The 16,564-nt window shown below is 70.0% G+C and carries 16 protein-coding genes; 8 read left to right on the top strand and 8 right to left on the bottom strand.

Going from position 1 to position 16,564, the window contains the following annotated elements; genetic code table 11:
• Positions 1-23 precede the first annotated feature (23 nt).
• Both ABZ893_RS34800 and ABZ893_RS34795 read right to left on the bottom strand, forming a co-directional pair.
• The gene (locus ABZ893_RS34800; RefSeq protein WP_361412105.1) at positions 24-1,565 is read right to left on the bottom strand and encodes a S8 family serine peptidase; all 1,542 of its coding nucleotides are present in this window, start codon (positions 1,563-1,565) and stop codon (positions 24-26) included.
• A 92-nt stretch (positions 1,566-1,657) separates the two neighbouring features.
• Positions 1,658-3,199: a S8 family serine peptidase gene (locus ABZ893_RS34795; protein WP_361412103.1), complete on the bottom strand. Its 1,542-nt coding sequence runs from the start codon at positions 3,197-3,199 to the stop codon at positions 1,658-1,660.
• A gap of 335 nt (positions 3,200-3,534) precedes the next feature.
• Between ABZ893_RS34795 and ABZ893_RS34790 the strand changes: the two genes are divergently transcribed.
• The 3 genes from ABZ893_RS34790 (at position 3,535) to moaA (ending at position 6,663) form a co-directional block, all read left to right on the top strand.
• A complete protein-coding gene (locus tag ABZ893_RS34790; protein ID WP_361412101.1) occupies positions 3,535-3,903 on the top strand; it encodes a DUF485 domain-containing protein in 369 nt (122 codons plus the stop codon).
• Positions 3,900-5,528 (top strand): cation acetate symporter, encoded by a 1,629-nt coding sequence (locus ABZ893_RS34785; protein WP_361412099.1) that lies wholly within the window; start codon positions 3,900-3,902, stop codon positions 5,526-5,528. The genes ABZ893_RS34790 and ABZ893_RS34785 overlap by 4 nt, the downstream gene beginning before the upstream one ends.
• 145 nt (positions 5,529-5,673) lie before the next feature.
• Positions 5,674-6,663 (top strand): GTP 3',8-cyclase MoaA, encoded by a 990-nt coding sequence (gene moaA, locus ABZ893_RS34780; protein ID WP_361412097.1) that lies wholly within the window; start codon positions 5,674-5,676, stop codon positions 6,661-6,663.
• Positions 6,664-6,712: 49 nt separating this feature from the next.
• Here moaA and ABZ893_RS34775 read toward each other — a convergent pair whose 3' ends face one another.
• Together ABZ893_RS34775 and ABZ893_RS34770 are read right to left on the bottom strand one after the other, a co-directional pair.
• A complete protein-coding gene (locus ABZ893_RS34775) occupies positions 6,713-6,919 on the bottom strand; it encodes a hypothetical protein (RefSeq protein ID WP_361412096.1) in 207 nt (68 codons plus the stop codon).
• Positions 6,920-7,120: 201 nt separating this feature from the next.
• Positions 7,121-7,507: a DUF3099 domain-containing protein gene (locus ABZ893_RS34770; protein ID WP_361412095.1), complete on the bottom strand. Its 387-nt coding sequence runs from the start codon at positions 7,505-7,507 to the stop codon at positions 7,121-7,123.
• Positions 7,508-7,726: 219 nt separating this feature from the next.
• Here ABZ893_RS34770 and ABZ893_RS34765 point away from each other — a divergent pair, with 219 nt between their 5' ends.
• Positions 7,727-8,002: a GlsB/YeaQ/YmgE family stress response membrane protein gene (locus ABZ893_RS34765; protein ID WP_361412169.1), complete on the top strand. Its 276-nt coding sequence runs from the start codon at positions 7,727-7,729 to the stop codon at positions 8,000-8,002.
• Between the two features lie 94 nt (positions 8,003-8,096).
• Here ABZ893_RS34765 and tyrS read toward each other — a convergent pair whose 3' ends face one another.
• The 3 genes from tyrS to ABZ893_RS34750 form a co-directional block, all read right to left on the bottom strand.
• Positions 8,097-9,365: a tyrosine--tRNA ligase gene (gene tyrS / locus ABZ893_RS34760; RefSeq protein ID WP_361412093.1), complete on the bottom strand. Its 1,269-nt coding sequence runs from the start codon at positions 9,363-9,365 to the stop codon at positions 8,097-8,099.
• Between the two features lie 63 nt (positions 9,366-9,428).
• Entirely contained in the window at positions 9,429-10,823 is a 1,395-nt protein-coding gene (locus ABZ893_RS34755; RefSeq protein ID WP_361412167.1) for a metallopeptidase TldD-related protein, read from the bottom strand.
• A complete protein-coding gene (locus ABZ893_RS34750) occupies positions 10,823-12,346 on the bottom strand; it encodes a TldD/PmbA family protein (protein WP_361412091.1) in 1,524 nt (507 codons plus the stop codon). The genes ABZ893_RS34755 and ABZ893_RS34750 overlap by 1 nt, the downstream gene beginning before the upstream one ends.
• A gap of 231 nt (positions 12,347-12,577) precedes the next feature.
• Here ABZ893_RS34750 and fabG point away from each other — a divergent pair, with 231 nt between their 5' ends.
• Positions 12,578-13,294: a 3-oxoacyl-[acyl-carrier-protein] reductase gene (fabG, locus tag ABZ893_RS34745; RefSeq protein WP_361412089.1), complete on the top strand. Its 717-nt coding sequence runs from the start codon at positions 12,578-12,580 to the stop codon at positions 13,292-13,294.
• 5 nt (positions 13,295-13,299) lie between these two features.
• The gene (gene fabI / locus ABZ893_RS34740; RefSeq protein WP_361412087.1) at positions 13,300-14,076 is read left to right on the top strand and encodes an enoyl-ACP reductase FabI; all 777 of its coding nucleotides are present in this window, start codon (positions 13,300-13,302) and stop codon (positions 14,074-14,076) included.
• A 101-nt stretch (positions 14,077-14,177) separates the two neighbouring features.
• Here fabI and ABZ893_RS34735 read toward each other — a convergent pair whose 3' ends face one another.
• Positions 14,178-14,858, bottom strand: a complete 681-nt coding sequence (locus tag ABZ893_RS34735; protein WP_361412085.1) for a FadR/GntR family transcriptional regulator — start codon at positions 14,856-14,858, stop codon at positions 14,178-14,180.
• A gap of 125 nt (positions 14,859-14,983) precedes the next feature.
• Here ABZ893_RS34735 and ABZ893_RS34730 point away from each other — a divergent pair, with 125 nt between their 5' ends.
• Together ABZ893_RS34730 and ABZ893_RS34725 are read left to right on the top strand one after the other, a co-directional pair.
• The gene (locus ABZ893_RS34730) at positions 14,984-16,288 is read left to right on the top strand and encodes an MFS transporter (RefSeq protein WP_361412083.1); all 1,305 of its coding nucleotides are present in this window, start codon (positions 14,984-14,986) and stop codon (positions 16,286-16,288) included.
• Between the two features lie 85 nt (positions 16,289-16,373).
• Positions 16,374-16,493 carry an SGM_5486 family transporter-associated protein gene (locus ABZ893_RS34725; RefSeq protein WP_361412081.1) on the top strand — a complete coding sequence of 40 codons (120 nt, stop codon included), beginning with the start codon at positions 16,374-16,376 and terminating at the stop codon, positions 16,491-16,493.
• Positions 16,494-16,564: the final 71 nt, after the last annotated feature.

Here is a 16,564-nt window from a genome sequence, read left to right as displayed (position 1 = left end):
TCGCCCCCAACCGCGTACCACGACTACTTCGTCACCGCGTCCAGCGCGTCGGCGATGCCGTGCCCGTAGAAGCCGTTGTTGCCCTTGCCGCCCACGCACACCGCGTCGATCTTGCCGTCGCCGTTGATGTCGTACGGGTCGGTGCACGGCGTCGCGTCGGCCTGCCCGTACAGGAGGTCCTTCACGTCCGCCGCGGAGGCGTTCGGGTGGGTCGACTTGATCAGCGCGGCGACGCCGGCGACGTGCGGGGACGCCATCGACGTACCGGCCATGTAGCTCCACTTGCCGCCCGGCACCGGGCCGAGGATCAGGCCGGAGACGGCGGGCGCGTCCGGCGTCTGGTACTTCGTCGAGTCGCCGCCGGGAGCCGCGATGTCGATGACGCCCTGACCGTAGTTGGAGAACGACGACTTGAGACCCTTGGCGCCCGTCGCCGCGACCGTGACGACGCCCGGGAGCTGGGTCGGGATGTCGAGGCAGTTGTGCGGGTCGATCACGCGGTCGCCCGGCGTCGAGTCGTTCGGGCTCACCGGGTCGGTGAGCTCGTGCGACGCGAGGTCGTTGTTCTCGTTGCCGGCCGCCGCGACGTTCACGGCGCCCTTCTTCTCCGCGTAGAGCGAGGCCCGCGAGACGGCCTTGATCAGGGCCTTCTGGTCGGGGTCGTCGTTGCAGTTGAAGTTCCAGGGGTCGGTGTAATAGCTGTTGTTGGTCACGTCCACGCCGTGCTCGGCCGCGAACATGAAGCCGCAGACCACGGCCTCCGTGTAGAAGAAGCCGTCCGGGTTGCCCACCTTGATGCCGGAGACCTTCACGCCGGGGGCGACACCCGTGATGCCGACGCCGTTCTTGGCGCCCGCGATCTCACCGGCGACGTGCGTGCCGTGCGGGCTCTCGGCGGCGGTCGGACGCCAGGAGCCGTCCGACGTGTCCGGCTTGCCCGACACACAGCTCGCGGACGCCGCGCGGTCGAAGTTCGGCGCGATGTCCGGGTGGGTGTCGTCGACGCCCGTGTCGAGCACGGCGACGGTGACGTCCCTGCTGCCGAGGGTCTTCTCGTGGGCCTTGTCGGCCTTGATGGCCGGCAGGTCCCACTGCAACGGCTCCAGCGGGTCCTGGCCGGGCGCGGCCTGCTCGCCGGCGGCCGCGACCTCCGCAGCCGTCAGCGTCTTCGGCGTGCCGACGTCACCGGTCGACTGGGCGGGCAGCGGCGCGGTGCGCGTGGCGCCCGCCGAGTCGACCCCGTGGACCTTGCGGATCGTCTGCGCGAAGTCCGGGTTCGAGGAGTGCGCGACGATGACGCCGATCTTGTCGTACGCGATGACGACGGTGCCGCCGGCCTTGGTGATCTCACGCTGGACGGCCGCCGAACTGCCCTCGTCGGAGGCCACGTTGACGACATAGCTGAGAGCGGGGCCGTCCGTCGCGGCAGGGGTCGCCTGCGTGGCGTGGTCGGCAGCCGACGCGGTCACGTTCGGCAGGAACGCGAGGGCCGTGGCGAGAGCCATCCCGGCCGGGACGGCTATGGAACGGCGGAGGGTGCGGGAGCGCGCGAGAGGCGCCGTCATGGTGTCTCCAGGGAATCGTTCGGGTCCAGGGGTGGGGGCGGCAGATCGATGCCGCCCCCGTGCCTTCCAACTGCCTTGCGTGCGGGGCTACTTCACTTCGTCACGGCGTCCAGCGCGTCCACGATGCCGAAGCCGTAGAAGCTGTTGACGCGGCTGCCGCCCACGCACGTGGCGTCGACGACGCCGTCGCCGTCACCGTCGTAGGGCTCGCTCGGGCAGCCCGGGTTGTCGGCCTGCGCCTTGAGGAGGGCCTGGAGCTGGGCCGGAGTGGCGTTCGGGTGCGCCGACTTGAGCAGCGCGGCGACACCGGCGGCGTGCGGCGACGCCATCGACGTGCCCTGGAGGTAGCCGTACTGGCCGCCCGGCATCGTCGACAGGATGCGGCCGTTCTTCGACGGGGTGTCGGCGATCTTGTACTTGTCGCCACCGGGTGCGGCGATGTCGATGACGTTCTTGCCGTAGCTGGAGTAGTACGACTTGGCGTTCGACGGACCCGTCGCGCTGACCGTGACGACACCGGGGAGCTGCGTCGGGATGTCGAAGCACTTGTGCGGGTCGATCGTGCGGTTGACCGGCGTCGCGTCGTCGGGGCTGGAGTCGTCGACGATCGCGTTCGAGTCCAGGTCGTCGTTGGAGTTGCCGGCCGACGCCAGGCTGAGGGTGCCCTTCTTCTGGGCGTAGAGCTGGGCCCGGTTCACCGCGTCGACGATGGCCTTCTGGTCCGGGTCGTCCATGCAGTTGTAGAGCCAGGGGTCCACGTAATAGCTGTTGTTCGTGATCTCGATGCCGTGGTCGGCGGCGAACACGAAGGCGCAGACCACGTTCTCCGGGTAAAACAGGCCGTCGTTCGGGTCACTCACCTTGATGCCCGCGACCTTGACGCCGGGTGCCACCCCGGCGACGCCTATCCCGTTACGGGCCGCGGCTATCTCACCGGCGACGTGCGTGCCGTGGTAGTCGGTGGTCGGGTTGTACGGGCGCCAGGCGCCGGGCGAGGTGTCCGCCTTGCCGCCGACACAGTTCGCGGACTGCGACGCCGAGAAGTTCGGGGCGAGGTCCGGGTGCGTGTCGTCCACGCCGGTGTCGATGACGCCGACCGTCACGTTGCGGCTGCCCGGGTTGATCTTCGCGGCCTTGTCCGCGCCGATCGCCCGCAGGTCCCACTGGTCGGCCTCGAGCGGTTCCTCACCCGAAGTGGCCTGCGTGGCAAGGGCCTTGGCCTGCGCCTTCGACAGGGCCTTGGGCGCGCCCTCGTCGGTCGTGCCTGCGGCGACCAGCGGCGACGTACGCGTCGCACCCGCCGAACTCACACCCTTGACCGCGCGGATCGTCTTCCCGAAGTCCGGGTTCGAGGAGTGCGCGACGATGACACCGATCTTGTCGTACGAGACGACGACGGTGCCGCCGGCTGCGCCGATCGCCTTCTTCACGGAGGCGAGCGTCCGCTCGTCCGTCCCGGTGTTCACGGCGTACGCGAGCGCCGGACCGTCGGCCGAGACCGAACTGGCCGCCTGGGCGGGGGAGTCGGCGGGGGCCGCCGACGCCGCACCCGGCAGGAAGCCGAGGGAGGCCGTGAGGGCGAGGCCGAGCGGCAGGGTGAGAGCGGCGCGGCGTCTGGAGCGCAGATGAGCCATGGGATCTCCACATCATCCGTCGTATATGGAAAAGCCCGAACACAGTGGTGCCCGGGCAGATGCGTGACGCGTGGTGCAGGGGTGAACGTATCCCGGGTCCTCGCAGGCCAGCAATGAATTCCCCAAGAAATCGCATGACCCGGTAAGGGAGTTGAACCGGCGCGCCCGTGTCCCCGTGCCGTTGATCAGGGGGCACGACCACGACCGACGCCCCCTGTCGGATCACGTCGGGCGGCCCTACCATCGCCACCCGGCCCGCGTGATCCACGTCACTGTGAGGTCCCAGAACCACCATGTCCGCTGAACCCGCCGCACCCGTACCGCGAGGAGACTCCGTGGCCACCGATGCCCCGCCACCGTCGAAAGGCGGCCCCGGCACCCGCCCCGCACCGCCCTCCACGGCGCAATTCGTCGCGGAGCAGGAGAGCCCGGAATTCGCCGAACTGCGCCGCGCGCACCGCTCGTTCGCGTTCCCGCTGACCGTCGCCTTCATCGCCTGGTACCTGCTGTACGTCCTGCTGTCGAACTACGCGGGCGGCTTCATGGGCACCAAGGTCTTCGGCAACATCAACGTCGCGCTCGTGCTGGGCCTCGCCCAGTTCCTGACCACGTTCCTCATCGCCTGGTGGTACTCCCGCCACGCCGCCACCAAGCTCGACCCGAGGGCCGAGGCGATCAAGTCCCGGATGGAGGACGGCGCATGAGCCGCGCAGTCACGCAGGTACTCGCCGCCGGTGAGGCGACGCAGCACCGGCCGCTGATCATCGCGCTGTTCGCGGTGTTCGTCCTCGCCACCCTGGTGATCACCGTCTGGGCGGGCCGCCAGACCCGCAGCGCCGCCGACTTCTACGCGGGCGGCCGCCAGTTCACCGGCTTCCAGAACGGCCTCGCCGTCTCCGGCGACTACATGTCCGCCGCCTCGTTCCTCGGCATCGCCGGCGCCATCGCCCTCTTCGGCTACGACGGCTTCCTCTACTCCATCGGCTTCCTCGTCGCCTGGCTCGTCGCCCTGCTCCTGGTCGCCGAACCCCTGCGCAACTCCGGCCGCTACACGATGGGCGACGTCCTCGCGTACCGGATGCGCCAGCGCCCCGTCCGCACCGCCGCCGGCACCTCCACGATCGTCGTCTCGATCTTCTACCTGCTCGCGCAGATGGCGGGCGCGGGCGTCCTCGTCTCGCTGCTGCTCGGCATCACGTCCGACGCGGGCAAGGTCGGCATCGTCGCCCTCGTCGGCGTCCTGATGATCGTGTACGTCACGATCGGCGGCATGAAGGGCACCACCTGGGTCCAGATGGTCAAGGCCGTGCTCCTCATCGCGGGCACGATCCTGCTCACCTTCCTGGTCCTGCTGAAGTTCAACTTCAACGTCTCCGACCTGCTCGGCAAGGCCGCCTCCAACAGCGGCAAGGGCGCCGCGTTCCTGGAGCCCGGCCTCAAGTACGGCGCCACCCCGACGTCGAAGATCGACTTCATCTCGCTCGGCATCGCGCTCGTCCTCGGCACCGCAGGCCTGCCGCACATCCTGATCCGCTTCTACACGGTCCCCACGGCGAAGGCCGCCCGTAAGTCCGTGAACTGGGCGATCGGCATCATCGGCGCCTTCTACCTGATGACCATCGCCCTCGGCTTCGGCGCCGCCGCCCTCATCAAGCCCGACGAGATCATCGCCTCCAACCCGGCGGGCAACACCGCGGCGCCGCTCCTCGCGCTGCACCTCGGCGGCGTCGACTCGTCGTGGGGCGCGATCCTCCTCGCGTCGATCTCGGCGGTCGCGTTCGCCACGATCCTCGCGGTCGTCGCGGGCCTCACCCTCGCCTCGTCCTCCTCGTTCGCGCACGACATCTACGCGAACGTCATCAAGAAGGGCAACGCCTCGGAGAAGGAGGAGATGAAGGCGGCCCGCTGGGCGACCGTCTTCATCGGCATCGTCTCCATCGGCCTCGGCGCCCTCGCCCGCGACCTGAACGTGGCGGGCCTGGTCGCCCTCGCCTTCGCGGTCGCCGCCTCCGCCAACCTGCCGACGATCCTCTACAGCCTCTTCTGGAAGCGCTTCACCACCCGGGGCGCGCTCTGGTCGATCTACGGAGGCCTCTTCACGGCCGTCTTCCTGGTGCTGTTCTCGCCCGTCGTGTCCGGCAACCCGAAGACGTCCATGTTCAAGGGCGTCGACTTCCACTGGTTCCCGCTGGAGAACCCCGGCATCATCTCGATCCCCGTCGGGTTCCTGCTCGGCTGGCTCGGCACCCTCCTGTCCAAGGAGAAGGCCGACCCCGCCAAGTACGCCGAGCTGGAGGTCCGCTCCCTCACCGGTACGGGAGCGCACTGACCTGGGGATCCGGACGGCCGCGCCGCCCTGTGTCGTAGGGACCTACGACGCGGCCGTCCCGCTCCCGTGGGATCGGGCGGGACGTGATGTCGGAGCCATCACGTAGTCTCGAAGGGTATTGATCCGCGAAAGAGAGGGGGCCCTCGTGCTCATCGACACCTACGGCCGAGTGGCCACCGATCTCCGCGTCTCACTGACCGACCGGTGCAATCTGAGGTGCACGTACTGTATGCCCGAAGAGGGCCTGCAGTGGCTGGCCAAGCCCGACCTGCTCACGGACGACGAGATCGTCCGGCTCGTCCGGATAGCCGTCACCCGGCTCGGGATCACGGACGTCCGGTTCACCGGCGGCGAGCCCCTGCTCCGCCCCGGCCTCGTCGGCATCGTGGAGCGCGTGGCCCAGCTGGAGCCCCGCCCCAAGATGTCCCTGACGACGAACGGCATCGGACTCAAGCGCACCGCCGCCGCCCTCAAGGCCGCCGGCCTCGACCGGGTCAACGTCTCGCTCGACACCCTGCGCCCCGACGTCTTCAAGACCCTCACCCGGCGCGACCGCCACAAGGACGTCATCGAGGGCCTCGAAGCCGCCCGCGAAGCCGGCCTGACCCCCGTCAAGGTCAACACCGTCCTGATGCCGGGGCTCAACGACGACGAGGCCCCCGACCTGCTGGCCTGGGCCGTCGAGCACGACTACGAGCTGCGCTTCATCGAGCAGATGCCCCTCGACGCCCAGCACGGCTGGAAGCGTGACGGCATGATCACCGCCGGAGACATCCTGGCGTCCCTGCGGACCCGCTTCGACCTCACGGCCGAGGGCTCCGAGGAGCGGGGCTCCGCCCCGGCCGAGCGCTGGGTGGTCGACGGCGGACCGCACCGCGTCGGCGTCATCGCCTCCGTCACCCGTCCGTTCTGCTCGGCCTGCGACCGCACCCGGCTCACCGCCGACGGACAGGTCCGCACGTGCCTCTTCGCCACCGAGGAGACCGACCTGCGCGCGGCCCTGCGCTCGGACAGCGGGGACGAAGAGATCGCCCGCATCTGGAAGCTCGCGATGTGGGGCAAGAAGGCCGGTTCCGGTCTGGACGACCCGACGTTCCTCCAGCCCGAGCGCCCGATGTCCGCGATCGGCGGCTGAGTCCGCGATCTGCGGCTTACGGGGACGGGCCGGCCGGGGGAGGGACGGGTCAGCCGTCCCAGTCCTTGAGGGCCACCACGTCCTTGAGGAATCCGCGAATCCCCAGGAACTGGGAGAGATGCTCGCGGTGCTCCTCGCATGCGAGCCACGTCTTGCGCCGGTCCGGCGTGTGCAGCTTCGGGTTGTTCCACGCGAGCACCCAGACGGCGTCTGCACGACAGCCCTTGGCGGAACAGATCGGGGTTTCGTCACTCACGGGTAAGGCCACCAACTACGTCTGACAAGGCCCCGAACAAGGCGACGCCGAGCAGCCACGGGGGGAGCTGCCCGGCGTCGGTCTGTCGCTCCGACGGGGGATGCGGAGCGCGTACGAAGTATGTCATGGGGGACCGTCCGCCCGGCACCTGAAGTTCATGATTCATCTGAGCTTTTCTTGAGCTTCGCCGATAGTCGGTGGTCAGGTGCGGTCGGGGGTGTGGTCGTGCCGCTCCTCGTGGTGTGTCCCGGCCGCGTCGCCGTCGCCGGGTTCCTTCGCGCCGGTCTCGTCGGGCGGCGTGAGCATCGGCCGCGTCGGCGTGCGCACGAACGTCGACGGGAGCGAAGAGGCGTTCTCCCGGCCCGCGTTGGCGATCACGACGGCGATGTAAGGGAGCGTCAGACCGAGCACCAGGGCCACGATCGCGACCACCCGCTCGACGTTCCACAGCGAGGCGCCGAGGATCACCGCCACCGTGCGGATCGACATCGAGATGACATAGCGACGCTGCCGGCCCCGGACGTCGTCCGCGAGGCCCTGCCTCGCACCGGTGATCCGGAAGACCTCGCCGCTGCTCTGCTTCCGCATCACAATCCACCACCTGCCAGCCTGTGGCGGGACTCTCCCCGGTCCGCCTCTTTCCACCGTACGCCCGGCCCCGCCCACGTCAGAGACCGGGTCCGGCCCACATGGACGCACCCTTTACGGCCGTCCGTCGTACGGATGCGTACGACATGCGGCATATGGCGGACCGGCCGAGACTGAGCCCAGATGCGCACGGCGCGCCGCAGAGGAGGCAGGGACGACATGGGCTGGTTATGGGCGATCATCGTGGGTCTCGTGCTCGGCCTGATCGCGAAGGCGATCATTCCCGGCAAGCAGCAGATCCCTCTGTGGCTGACCGTGATCTTCGGCATCCTCGGCAGCGTGGTGGGCAACACGGTGGCGACCTGGATCGGCGTCAACGACACCAGGGGCATCGACTGGACCCGGCACGTGCTCCAGCTCGCCGGAGCCGTGCTCATCGTGTGGGTCGGCGACATGGCCTGGGTGGCGATGAGGGGCGGCAAGCAGCGCGCATGAGACAGACGCGAAAAAGGGCGGCCCCGCACCACCAGGCGCGGGACCGCCCTTTTCGCGTGTCTGGCCCTTTGCGGGGCCCTTCTCAGCTGTGCGCTCAGGCGCCGGCGACCTCGATCGCCGCCAGGTTCTTCTTGCCACGGCGCAGCACGAGCCAGCGCCCGTGCAGCAGGTCCTCGCGGGCCGGCACGGCGTCCTCGGCGGCGACCTTCACGTTGTTCACGTACGCGCCGCCCTCCTTCACCGTGCGCCGCGCCGCCGACTTGCTCGCCACGAGACCGACCTCGGCGAGCAGGTCGACGACCGTGCCGAGCTCGTCGACCTTCGCGGACGGCAGCTCGGACAGCGCCGCCGCGAGCGTCGCCTCGTCCAGCTCACCGAGCTCGCCCTGGCCGAACAGCGCCTTGGACGCGGCGATCACGGCCGCGCACTGGTCGGCGCCGTGCACCAGCGTCGTCAGCTCCTCGGCGAGCGCCCGCTGCGCGGCCCGCGCCTGCGGCCGCTCCTCGGTCACCTTCTCCAGCTCCTCAAGCTCCGCACGGGACTTGAAGGACAGGATCCGCATGTACGTCGAGATGTCCCGGTCGTCCACGTTCAGCCAGAACTGGTAGAACGCGTACGGCGTCGTCATCTCCGGGTCGAGCCAGACGGCGCCGCTCTCGGACTTGCCGAACTTGGTGCCGTCCGCCTTGACCATCAGCGGCGTCGCCATCGCGTGCACGGCGGCGTCCGGCTCCAGGCGGTGGATCAGGTCGAGACCGGCCGTGAGGTTGCCCCACTGGTCGGACCCGCCCTGCTGGAGCGTGCAGCCGTAGCGCCGGTACAGCTCCAGGAAGTCCATGCCCTGGAGGAGCTGGTAGCTGAACTCCGTGTAGCTGATGCCCTGGTCGGACTCCAGGCGCTTGGCGACCGAGTCCTTCGTGAGCATCTTGTTCACGCGGAAGTGCTTGCCGATGTCGCGCAGGAACTCGATGGCCGACATGCCGGCCGTCCAGTCCAGGTTGTTCACCATGACCGCGGCGTTCTCGCCCTCGAAGGACAGGTACGGCTCGATCTGCGAGCGCAGCCGGTTCACCCAGTTCGCGACCGTCTCCGGGTCGTTCAGGGTGCGCTCGGCCGTCGGCCGGGGGTCACCGATCTGGCCCGTGGCCCCGCCGACGAGCGCCAGCGGACGGTGCCCCGCCTGCTGGAGCCGGCGGACGGTGAGCACCTGGACCAGGTGGCCGACGTGCAGGGAGGCCGCGGTCGGGTCGAAGCCGCAATAGAACGTGACGGGACCGTCCGCGAGCGCCTTGCGCAGTGCATCTTCGTCGGTGGACAGGGAGAACAGGCCCCGCCACTTCAGCTCGTCGACGATGTCCGTCACGGTCGTGTGTCTCCTCGAGAAGTGCTGATGGGTACGCGCCAGTCTACGGCCGTGCCCGGGACGTCAGACGCCCTGGCTGACCGAGCTCATGTTGAAGTCCGGCACCCGCAGAGCCGGCATCGCCGCTCTAGTGAACCAGTCGCTCCACTCGCGGGGCAGCGTCTTTTCCGTCCGCCCGGCCTCCACCGCGCGCCCCAGCAGGTCGACGGGCGACTCGTTGAACCGGAAGTTGTTCACCTCGCCGACCACCTCGCCGTCCTCCACCAGGTACACGCCGTCGCGGGTCAGCCCGGTCAGCAGCAGCGTCGCCGGATCGACCTCGCGGATGTACCAGAGGCACGTGAGCAGGAGCCCGCGCCCGGTCGCCGCCACCATCTCGTCGAGGGAGCGGTCCTCGCCGCCGTCCAGGATCAGGTTGTCGATCGCGGGGGCCACCGGGAGACCGGTCAGGCCCGCGCTGTGCCGGGTCGTCGTCAGATGCGCCAGCTCGCCCTCGCGCACCCAGTCCGTCGGCGCGAGCGGCAGCCCGTTGTCGAAGACGGAGGCGCTGTCCCCGGAGGCGTGCGCCAGGACGAACGGCGCCGATTCGAGGCCCGGCTCGTTCGGATCGCTGCGCAGCGTCAGCGGCAGCTCCGTCAGCCGCTCGCCGACGCGCGTCCCGCCGCCGGGCCGGCTGAAGACCGTACGGCCCTCGGCTGCGTCCCGGGCCGCAGCTGACCACAGCTGGTAGATCAGCAGGTCGGCGACGGCGGTCGGCGGCAGCAGCGTCTCGTAGCGGCCCGCGGGCAGCTCGATGCGGCGGCGCGCCCAGTCGAGGCGCCGCGCCAGCTCCGCGTCGAGGGTGCCGGGGTCGACGTCCTTGAAGTCACGCGTGGAGCGGCCTGCCCACGCCGAGCGCGTCCGGTCCGGGGACTTGGCGTTGACTTCCAGCGTCCCGTTCGGCTGGTCGTGGCGCAGCCGCAGGCCCGTCGACGTACCGAGATAGCTGGACACGAGCTCGTGGTTGGCGAAGCCGTACAGCTCGCGGCCGCCTGCCCGGGCGCGGGCGAAGGACTCGCCGAGGGCGGGCGCGAAGTCCGCGAAGACCGCCGACGACGTCTCGGCCGGCGCGTCCGTGAAGTCGGGGGAGTGCGGCACCCCGGTGACCAGCGGACCGGCGTCCTCCGCGGGGGCGGCGCCCCGGGCCGCGGCCTCGGCCGCCCGCACCAGAGGTTCGAGGTCGGCCGCCGTCACGGCCGAACGGGAGACGACACCGGAGGCCGTGCCCTCCTTGCCGTCGACGGTCGCGATGACGGTCAGGGTGCGCCCGCGCGTCACGCCGTTCGTCGTGAGCGCGTTGCCCGCCCAGCGCAGATTGGCGGTCGAGTGCTCGTCGGCGATGACCACACAGCCGTCCGCCGTGGACAGGTCGAGGGCCCGCTCGACGATCTCGTGCGGCTTGTTCGTACGAGAGCTCATCATCGCCCGGCCTCCTGCGTGGTGTTGAGAATGTTCACGCCCTTGAAGAGGGCGGACGGGCAGCCGTGCGACACCGCCGCCACCTGGCCCGGCTGGGCCTTCCCACAGTTGAACGCGCCGCCCAGGACGTACGTCTGCGGCCCGCCGACCGCTGCCATCGAACCCCAGAAGTCGGTGGTCGTGGCCTGGTACGCGACATCGCGCAGCTGACCGGTCAGGCGGCCGTTCTCGATGCGGTAGAAGCGCTGACCCGTGAACTGGAAGTTGTACCGCTGCATGTCGATCGACCAGGACCGGTCGCCCACGACGTAGATCCCGCGGTCGACGCCCCCGATCAGGTCCTCCGTCGACAGGCCGCCCGGGTCCGGCTGGAGCGACACGTTCGCCATGCGCTGCACGGGCACATGGCCGGGGGAGTCCGCGTAGGCGCAGCCGTTCGACCGGTCGAAGCCCGTCAGCTTCGCGATCCGCCGGTCCAGCTGGTAGCCGACGAGCGTGCCGTCCTTGACCAGGTCCCAGGACTGCCCGGCCACGCCCTCGTCGTCGTAGCCGATGGTCGCGAGACCGTGCTCGGCGGTGCGGTCACCCGTCACGTTCATGATCTCGGAGCCGTACCGCAACTTCCCGAGCTGGTCGAACGTGGCGAACGACGTGCCCGCGTACGCCGCCTCGTAGCCGAGCGCCCGGTCCAGCTCGGTCGCGTGGCCGATCGACTCGTGGATCGTCAGCCACAGGTTCGACGGGTCGACGACCAGGTCGTACAGGCCCGCCTCCACGCTGGGCGCCCGCATCTTCTCGGCGAGCAGCTCGGGGATCACGGCCAGCTCACGCTCCCAGTCCCAGCCGGTCCCGGTGAGGTACTCCCAGCCCCGGCCCACCGGCGGCGCGAGCGTCCGCATCGAGTCGAACTCACCGCTCGACCCGTCCACCGCGACCGCCGTCAGCTCCGGGTGCAGCCGCACGCGCTGCTGCGTCGTGACCGTCCCCGCCGTGTCCGCGTAGAACTTGTTCTCGTGCACCGTCAGCAGCGACGCGTCCACATGGTCGACCCCGGAGGCCCCGAGCAGCCGAGCGCTCCAGTCGGCGAGCAGCCCGGCCTTCTCCTCGTCCGGCACCGAGAACGGATCGATGTCGTACGCGGACACCCACGTCTTCTCCGCGTGCACCGGCTCCGCGGCCAGCTCGACCCGCTCGTCAGACCCGGCCGCCTTGATGACCTGCGCCGACAGCTTCGCCATCGCCACCGCCTGCGAGGCCACCTTCGCCGCCGCGTCCATCGTCAGGTCCACGCCCGACGCGAAGCCCCACGTCCCGCCGTGCACGACCCGTACCGCGTACCCCAGGTCCGTCGTGTCCGACGAGCCCGCGGGCCGCGCGTCCCGCAGCCGCCAGGCCGCGCTGCGCACCCGCTCCAGGCGGAAGTCCGCGTGCTCGGCGCCGAGGGCCCGCGCGCGGGCCAGCGCGGCATCGGCGAGGGCCCGCAGCGGCAGTGCCGTGAAGGCTTCATCGATCGTATGGGGCACGGATGTCTCCCTTGTGTGGAGCGCTGTCAGGAGCCTCGGACACCGGACGCCCCCGGGACGCGGGCACCCGTCAGCTCCGATCATGTCGCGTCGGCGGCCCCGGGGGCCACATTTTTCTGTAGGGACCCGACAGCGACTGTCCGGCGCCACTGTCGGTGGCCGATTCTCCGGATGCCTGGTGGTACCGATAGGTTTTCGACGTACCAGACCCGCTATGGAAAGGGTGATCCGTTGAGCCGCTCGGTTCTCGTCACCGGAGGAAACCGGGGCATCGGCCTCGCCATCGCCCGTGCCTTCGCCGACGCCGGCGACAAGGTCGCGATCACGTACCGCTCGGGCGACGCCGCCGAGCTGGAGAAGGCCGGCTTCCTCGCCGTCAAGTGCGACATCACCGACAGCGAGCAGGTGGAGCAGGCCTACAAGGAGATCGAGGAGAAGCACGGTCCCGTCGAGGTCCTCGTGGCCAACGCCGGCGTGACCAAGGACCAGCTCCTCATGCGCATGTCCGAGGAGGACTTCACGTCCGTCCTCGACACCAACCTCACCGGCACCTTCCGCGTCGTGAAGCGGGCCAACCGCGGAATGCTGCGCGCCAAGAAGGGCCGCGTCGTGCTGATCTCCTCCGTGGTCGGCCTGCTCGGCTCCGCCGGTCAGGCGAACTACGCCGCGTCGAAGGCGGGTCTGGTCGGTTTCGCGCGCTCCCTCGCCCGTGAGCTCGGGTCGCGCAACCTCACCTTCAACGTCGTCGCGCCCGGTTTCGTCGACACCGACATGACCAAGGCGCTCACCGACGAGCAGCGCGAGGGCATCGTCAAGCAGGTGCCGCTGGGCCGCTACGCGCAGCCGGAGGAGATCGCCGCGACGGTGCGGTTCCTCGCCTCGGACGAGGCCTCGTACATCACTGGAGCCGTCATTCCCGTTGACGGCGGACTGGGAATGGGTCACTGATCACCATGGCTGGAATCCTCGAGGGCAAGAAGATCCTCATCACCGGTGTGCTGATGGAGTCCTCCATCGCCTTCCACGCCGCGAAGCTGGCCCAGGAGCAGGGCGCGGAGATCATCCTCACCGCCTGGCCCCGGCCGACGCTGACCGAGCGCATCGCCAAGAAGCTGCCCCAGCCCGACAAGGTCAAGGTCCTGGAGCTCGACGTCTCGAACGACGAGCACCTCGCCCGCCTGGAGGGCCAGGTCCGTGAGCACCTGGGCGACAAGCTCGACGGCATCGTGCACTCCATCGGCTTCGCGCCGCAGGACGCGCTCGGCGGCAACTTCCTGAACACGCCGTTCGAGTCCGTGGCCACCGCCATGAACGTCTCGGCCTTCTCCCTGAAGTCGCTGACCATGGCGCTGCTGCCGCTGATGACCGAGGGCGGGTCCATCGTCGGCCTCACCTTCGACGCGCAGTTCGCCTGGCCGCAGTACGACTGGATGGGCCCGACCAAGGCCGCCCTGGAGGCCACCAGCCGCTACATGGCGCGTGACCTGGGCAAGCAGAACATCCGCTGCAACCTGGTCTCGGCCGGTCCGCTCGGCTCGATGGCCGCGAAGTCGATCCCCGGCTTCAGCGAGCTCGCCGCCGTCTGGGACAGCCGCTCCCCGCTGGAGTGGAAGCTGGAGGACCCGGAGCCGGCCGGCCGCGGCATCGTCGCCCTGCTGAGCGACTGGTTCCCGAAGACCACCGGCGAGATCATCCACGTCGACGGCGGCCTGCACGCGATCGGCGCCTGATCGGCTTTATCGCCTTTACGTGGCTGACGCCCCGTTCCCCGCGCTGAGCGGGGGGCGGGGCGTCCTGCGTTCCGGTTTTTACCTGTCGTATCGCGTACGGGTCACTGGCCCGCGGGCTTCGGGCCGCACAGGAACGGGTACTGGGCCGCCTCCGCCGCGGCCACCTCGGCGTCGCCCGACCGGATCGCGTCGAGCAGAACCGTGTGGTCCATGTGGTTCTCGGGCGACAGGCGCTCGCCCACGTCATCTCGCAGGGCCTCCCGCAGGACCTCGCCCAGGTCCGCGTACATCGCCGTCATCACGTCGTTGTGCGACGCGGCGACGACCGCCAGGTGGAAGGTCGAGTCGGCCGTCACGAACGCCTCCGCGTCACCCGACTCCCACGCCTCCTCACGGCGCACCATCAGCGCGTCGAGCTGCTTGAGGTCGCGTTCGGTACGGCGCTGCGCGGCGAGGCTCGCGGCGCTGGACTCCAGGGTCGACCGCAGCTCGGCGATGTGCCGGGGGTCCGCGTCCGCGAAACGGCGCTGCATCACGCCCGCCAGCTCGCTGGTCGCGACGACATAGGTGCCCGACCCCTGCCGGATGTCGAGCAGACCGTTGTGCGCGAGCGCGCGCACGGCCTCACGCACCGTGTTACGGGCGACGCCGAGCTGTTCGACCAGCTCGGGCTCGGTCGGGATGCGTGAGCCGACCGGCCACTCGCCCGAGGAGATCTGGGCGCGCAGTTCGTTGATGACCTGTTCGGAGAGAGCCGAGCGCCTGGGGGAGGTCAGCGACATGACGGTCCTTGGTAGGTATGTGTCGGTATCGGATGAATAGCGGGCGAGTGCGCACGTTGTGATGTGACCAGTGTGACGCGCTCTCGAGTGGACACCCAATCATCCCATGAATCTATGATGGACTCATGGCCAGTGAGGAAACCACGACGATGACGAAGACGCCCCTACGACCCGCAGCCGCACCCGAAGCGAAAACCGCCTCCAGGACCACGTGGACCGTGCGTCTGATGATGGTGGGCATCGTCCTCGCGGCTCTGAACCTGCGCCCCGCCGTCACCAGCCTCGGCGCCCTCCTCGAAGAGGTGCGTTCCGGGCTCGGTATGAGCGGCAGCGTCGCGGGTGTCCTCACTTCCGTACCGCCGCTCTGTTTCGCGATCTTCGGCGTGACGGCGCCCCGGCTCGCCAAGCGCTTCGGCCCCGCCGCCGTCGTCTGCTTCGGCATGGCGGCCATCGCCGTCGGCCTGGTCATCCGCCCCTTCACGGGCAACACGGTCGGCTTCCTGGCCGCCACCGCGCTCGCCCTGATGGGTATCGCGCTGGCCAACATCCTCATGCCGGTCGTCGTCAAGCGCTGGTTCCCCGACCGCGTCGGCTCCATGACCGGTCTCTACTCGATGGCCCTGGCCGCGGGCACCTCGACGGCCGCCGCCATCACCGTCCCGGTGACCAACGCCCTCGGCGGCAGCTGGAAGATCGGCCTCGCGGTGTGGGCCCTGCTCGGCGCCGCCGCCGTGGTGCCGTGGCTCCCGCTGGTCCGGAACAAGAAGGGCACGCAGGAGGCCCAGGCCGCACCGGTCGAGGCCGCGCCCGCCGAAGGCGCCGAGGCCGGCGGCCTCCGCATGGCCCGCAGCCGCACCGCCTGGGCACTCGCCTTCTTCTTCGGCCTCCAGGCCACCGCCGCGTACATCACCATGGGCTGGATGGCGCAGATCTTCCGTGACGCCGGGGTCTCCGCCTCGACCGCCGGTGTGCTGCTCGCCGTCTGCATGGTCATGGGTGTCCCGCTCGGCTTCGTCATCCCCCGTGTCGCCGCCCGGCTCCCCAGCCAGGCCCCGATGGTGGTCTTCCTCGGCGTCTGCGGTCTGGCCGGCTACGCGGGCCTGTACTTCGCCCCGGCCTCCGGCGCCTGGCTCTGGGCGGTCCTGCTCGGCATCGCCAACTGCTCCTTCCCGCTGGCCCTCACCATGATCGGTATGCGGGCCCGCACCGGCGCCGGCGTCGTCAAGCTCTCCGGCTTCGCCCAGTCCACCGGTTACCTGATCTCGATCCCCGGCCCGCTGCTCGTCGGCGTCCTCTACCAGCACAGCGGCGGCTGGGGCCTGCCGATCGCGATGATGGCCGCGCTCATGGTGCCGCAGATCATCGTCGGCGTCTTCGCCGGCCGGAACCGTACGGTCGAGGACGAGCTGGTTCCCGCCACCGCGGGCTGACCGTCGCGGGCGGGGCGGCCGGCGGGGTGGCCGATGGGGCCACCCCGCCGCCGGAAGCCGGGGCAAAGGGTGCGAGACTGGCCGCATGTCGCCTGTGCTCGAGCCGAACCCCCAGAACGGCCAGAAGAAACTCCTCATGGTGCTCGGCGCGATGCTGGCCATCACCGTCGTCATCGCGGTCATCGCCACGATCGCCTCACCGTGATCACGGTGGCCGCCGCCCGGGCCACCACTGCGTGACCCTTGTCCCCGGCCCCTCGTGGCCGGGGATTTCTG

Source organism: Streptomyces sp. NPDC046821, from assembly GCF_040645335.1.
Taxonomy (GTDB): domain Bacteria; phylum Actinomycetota; class Actinomycetes; order Streptomycetales; family Streptomycetaceae; genus Streptomyces.
This window is presented reverse-complemented; position numbering and strand designations above follow the sequence as displayed.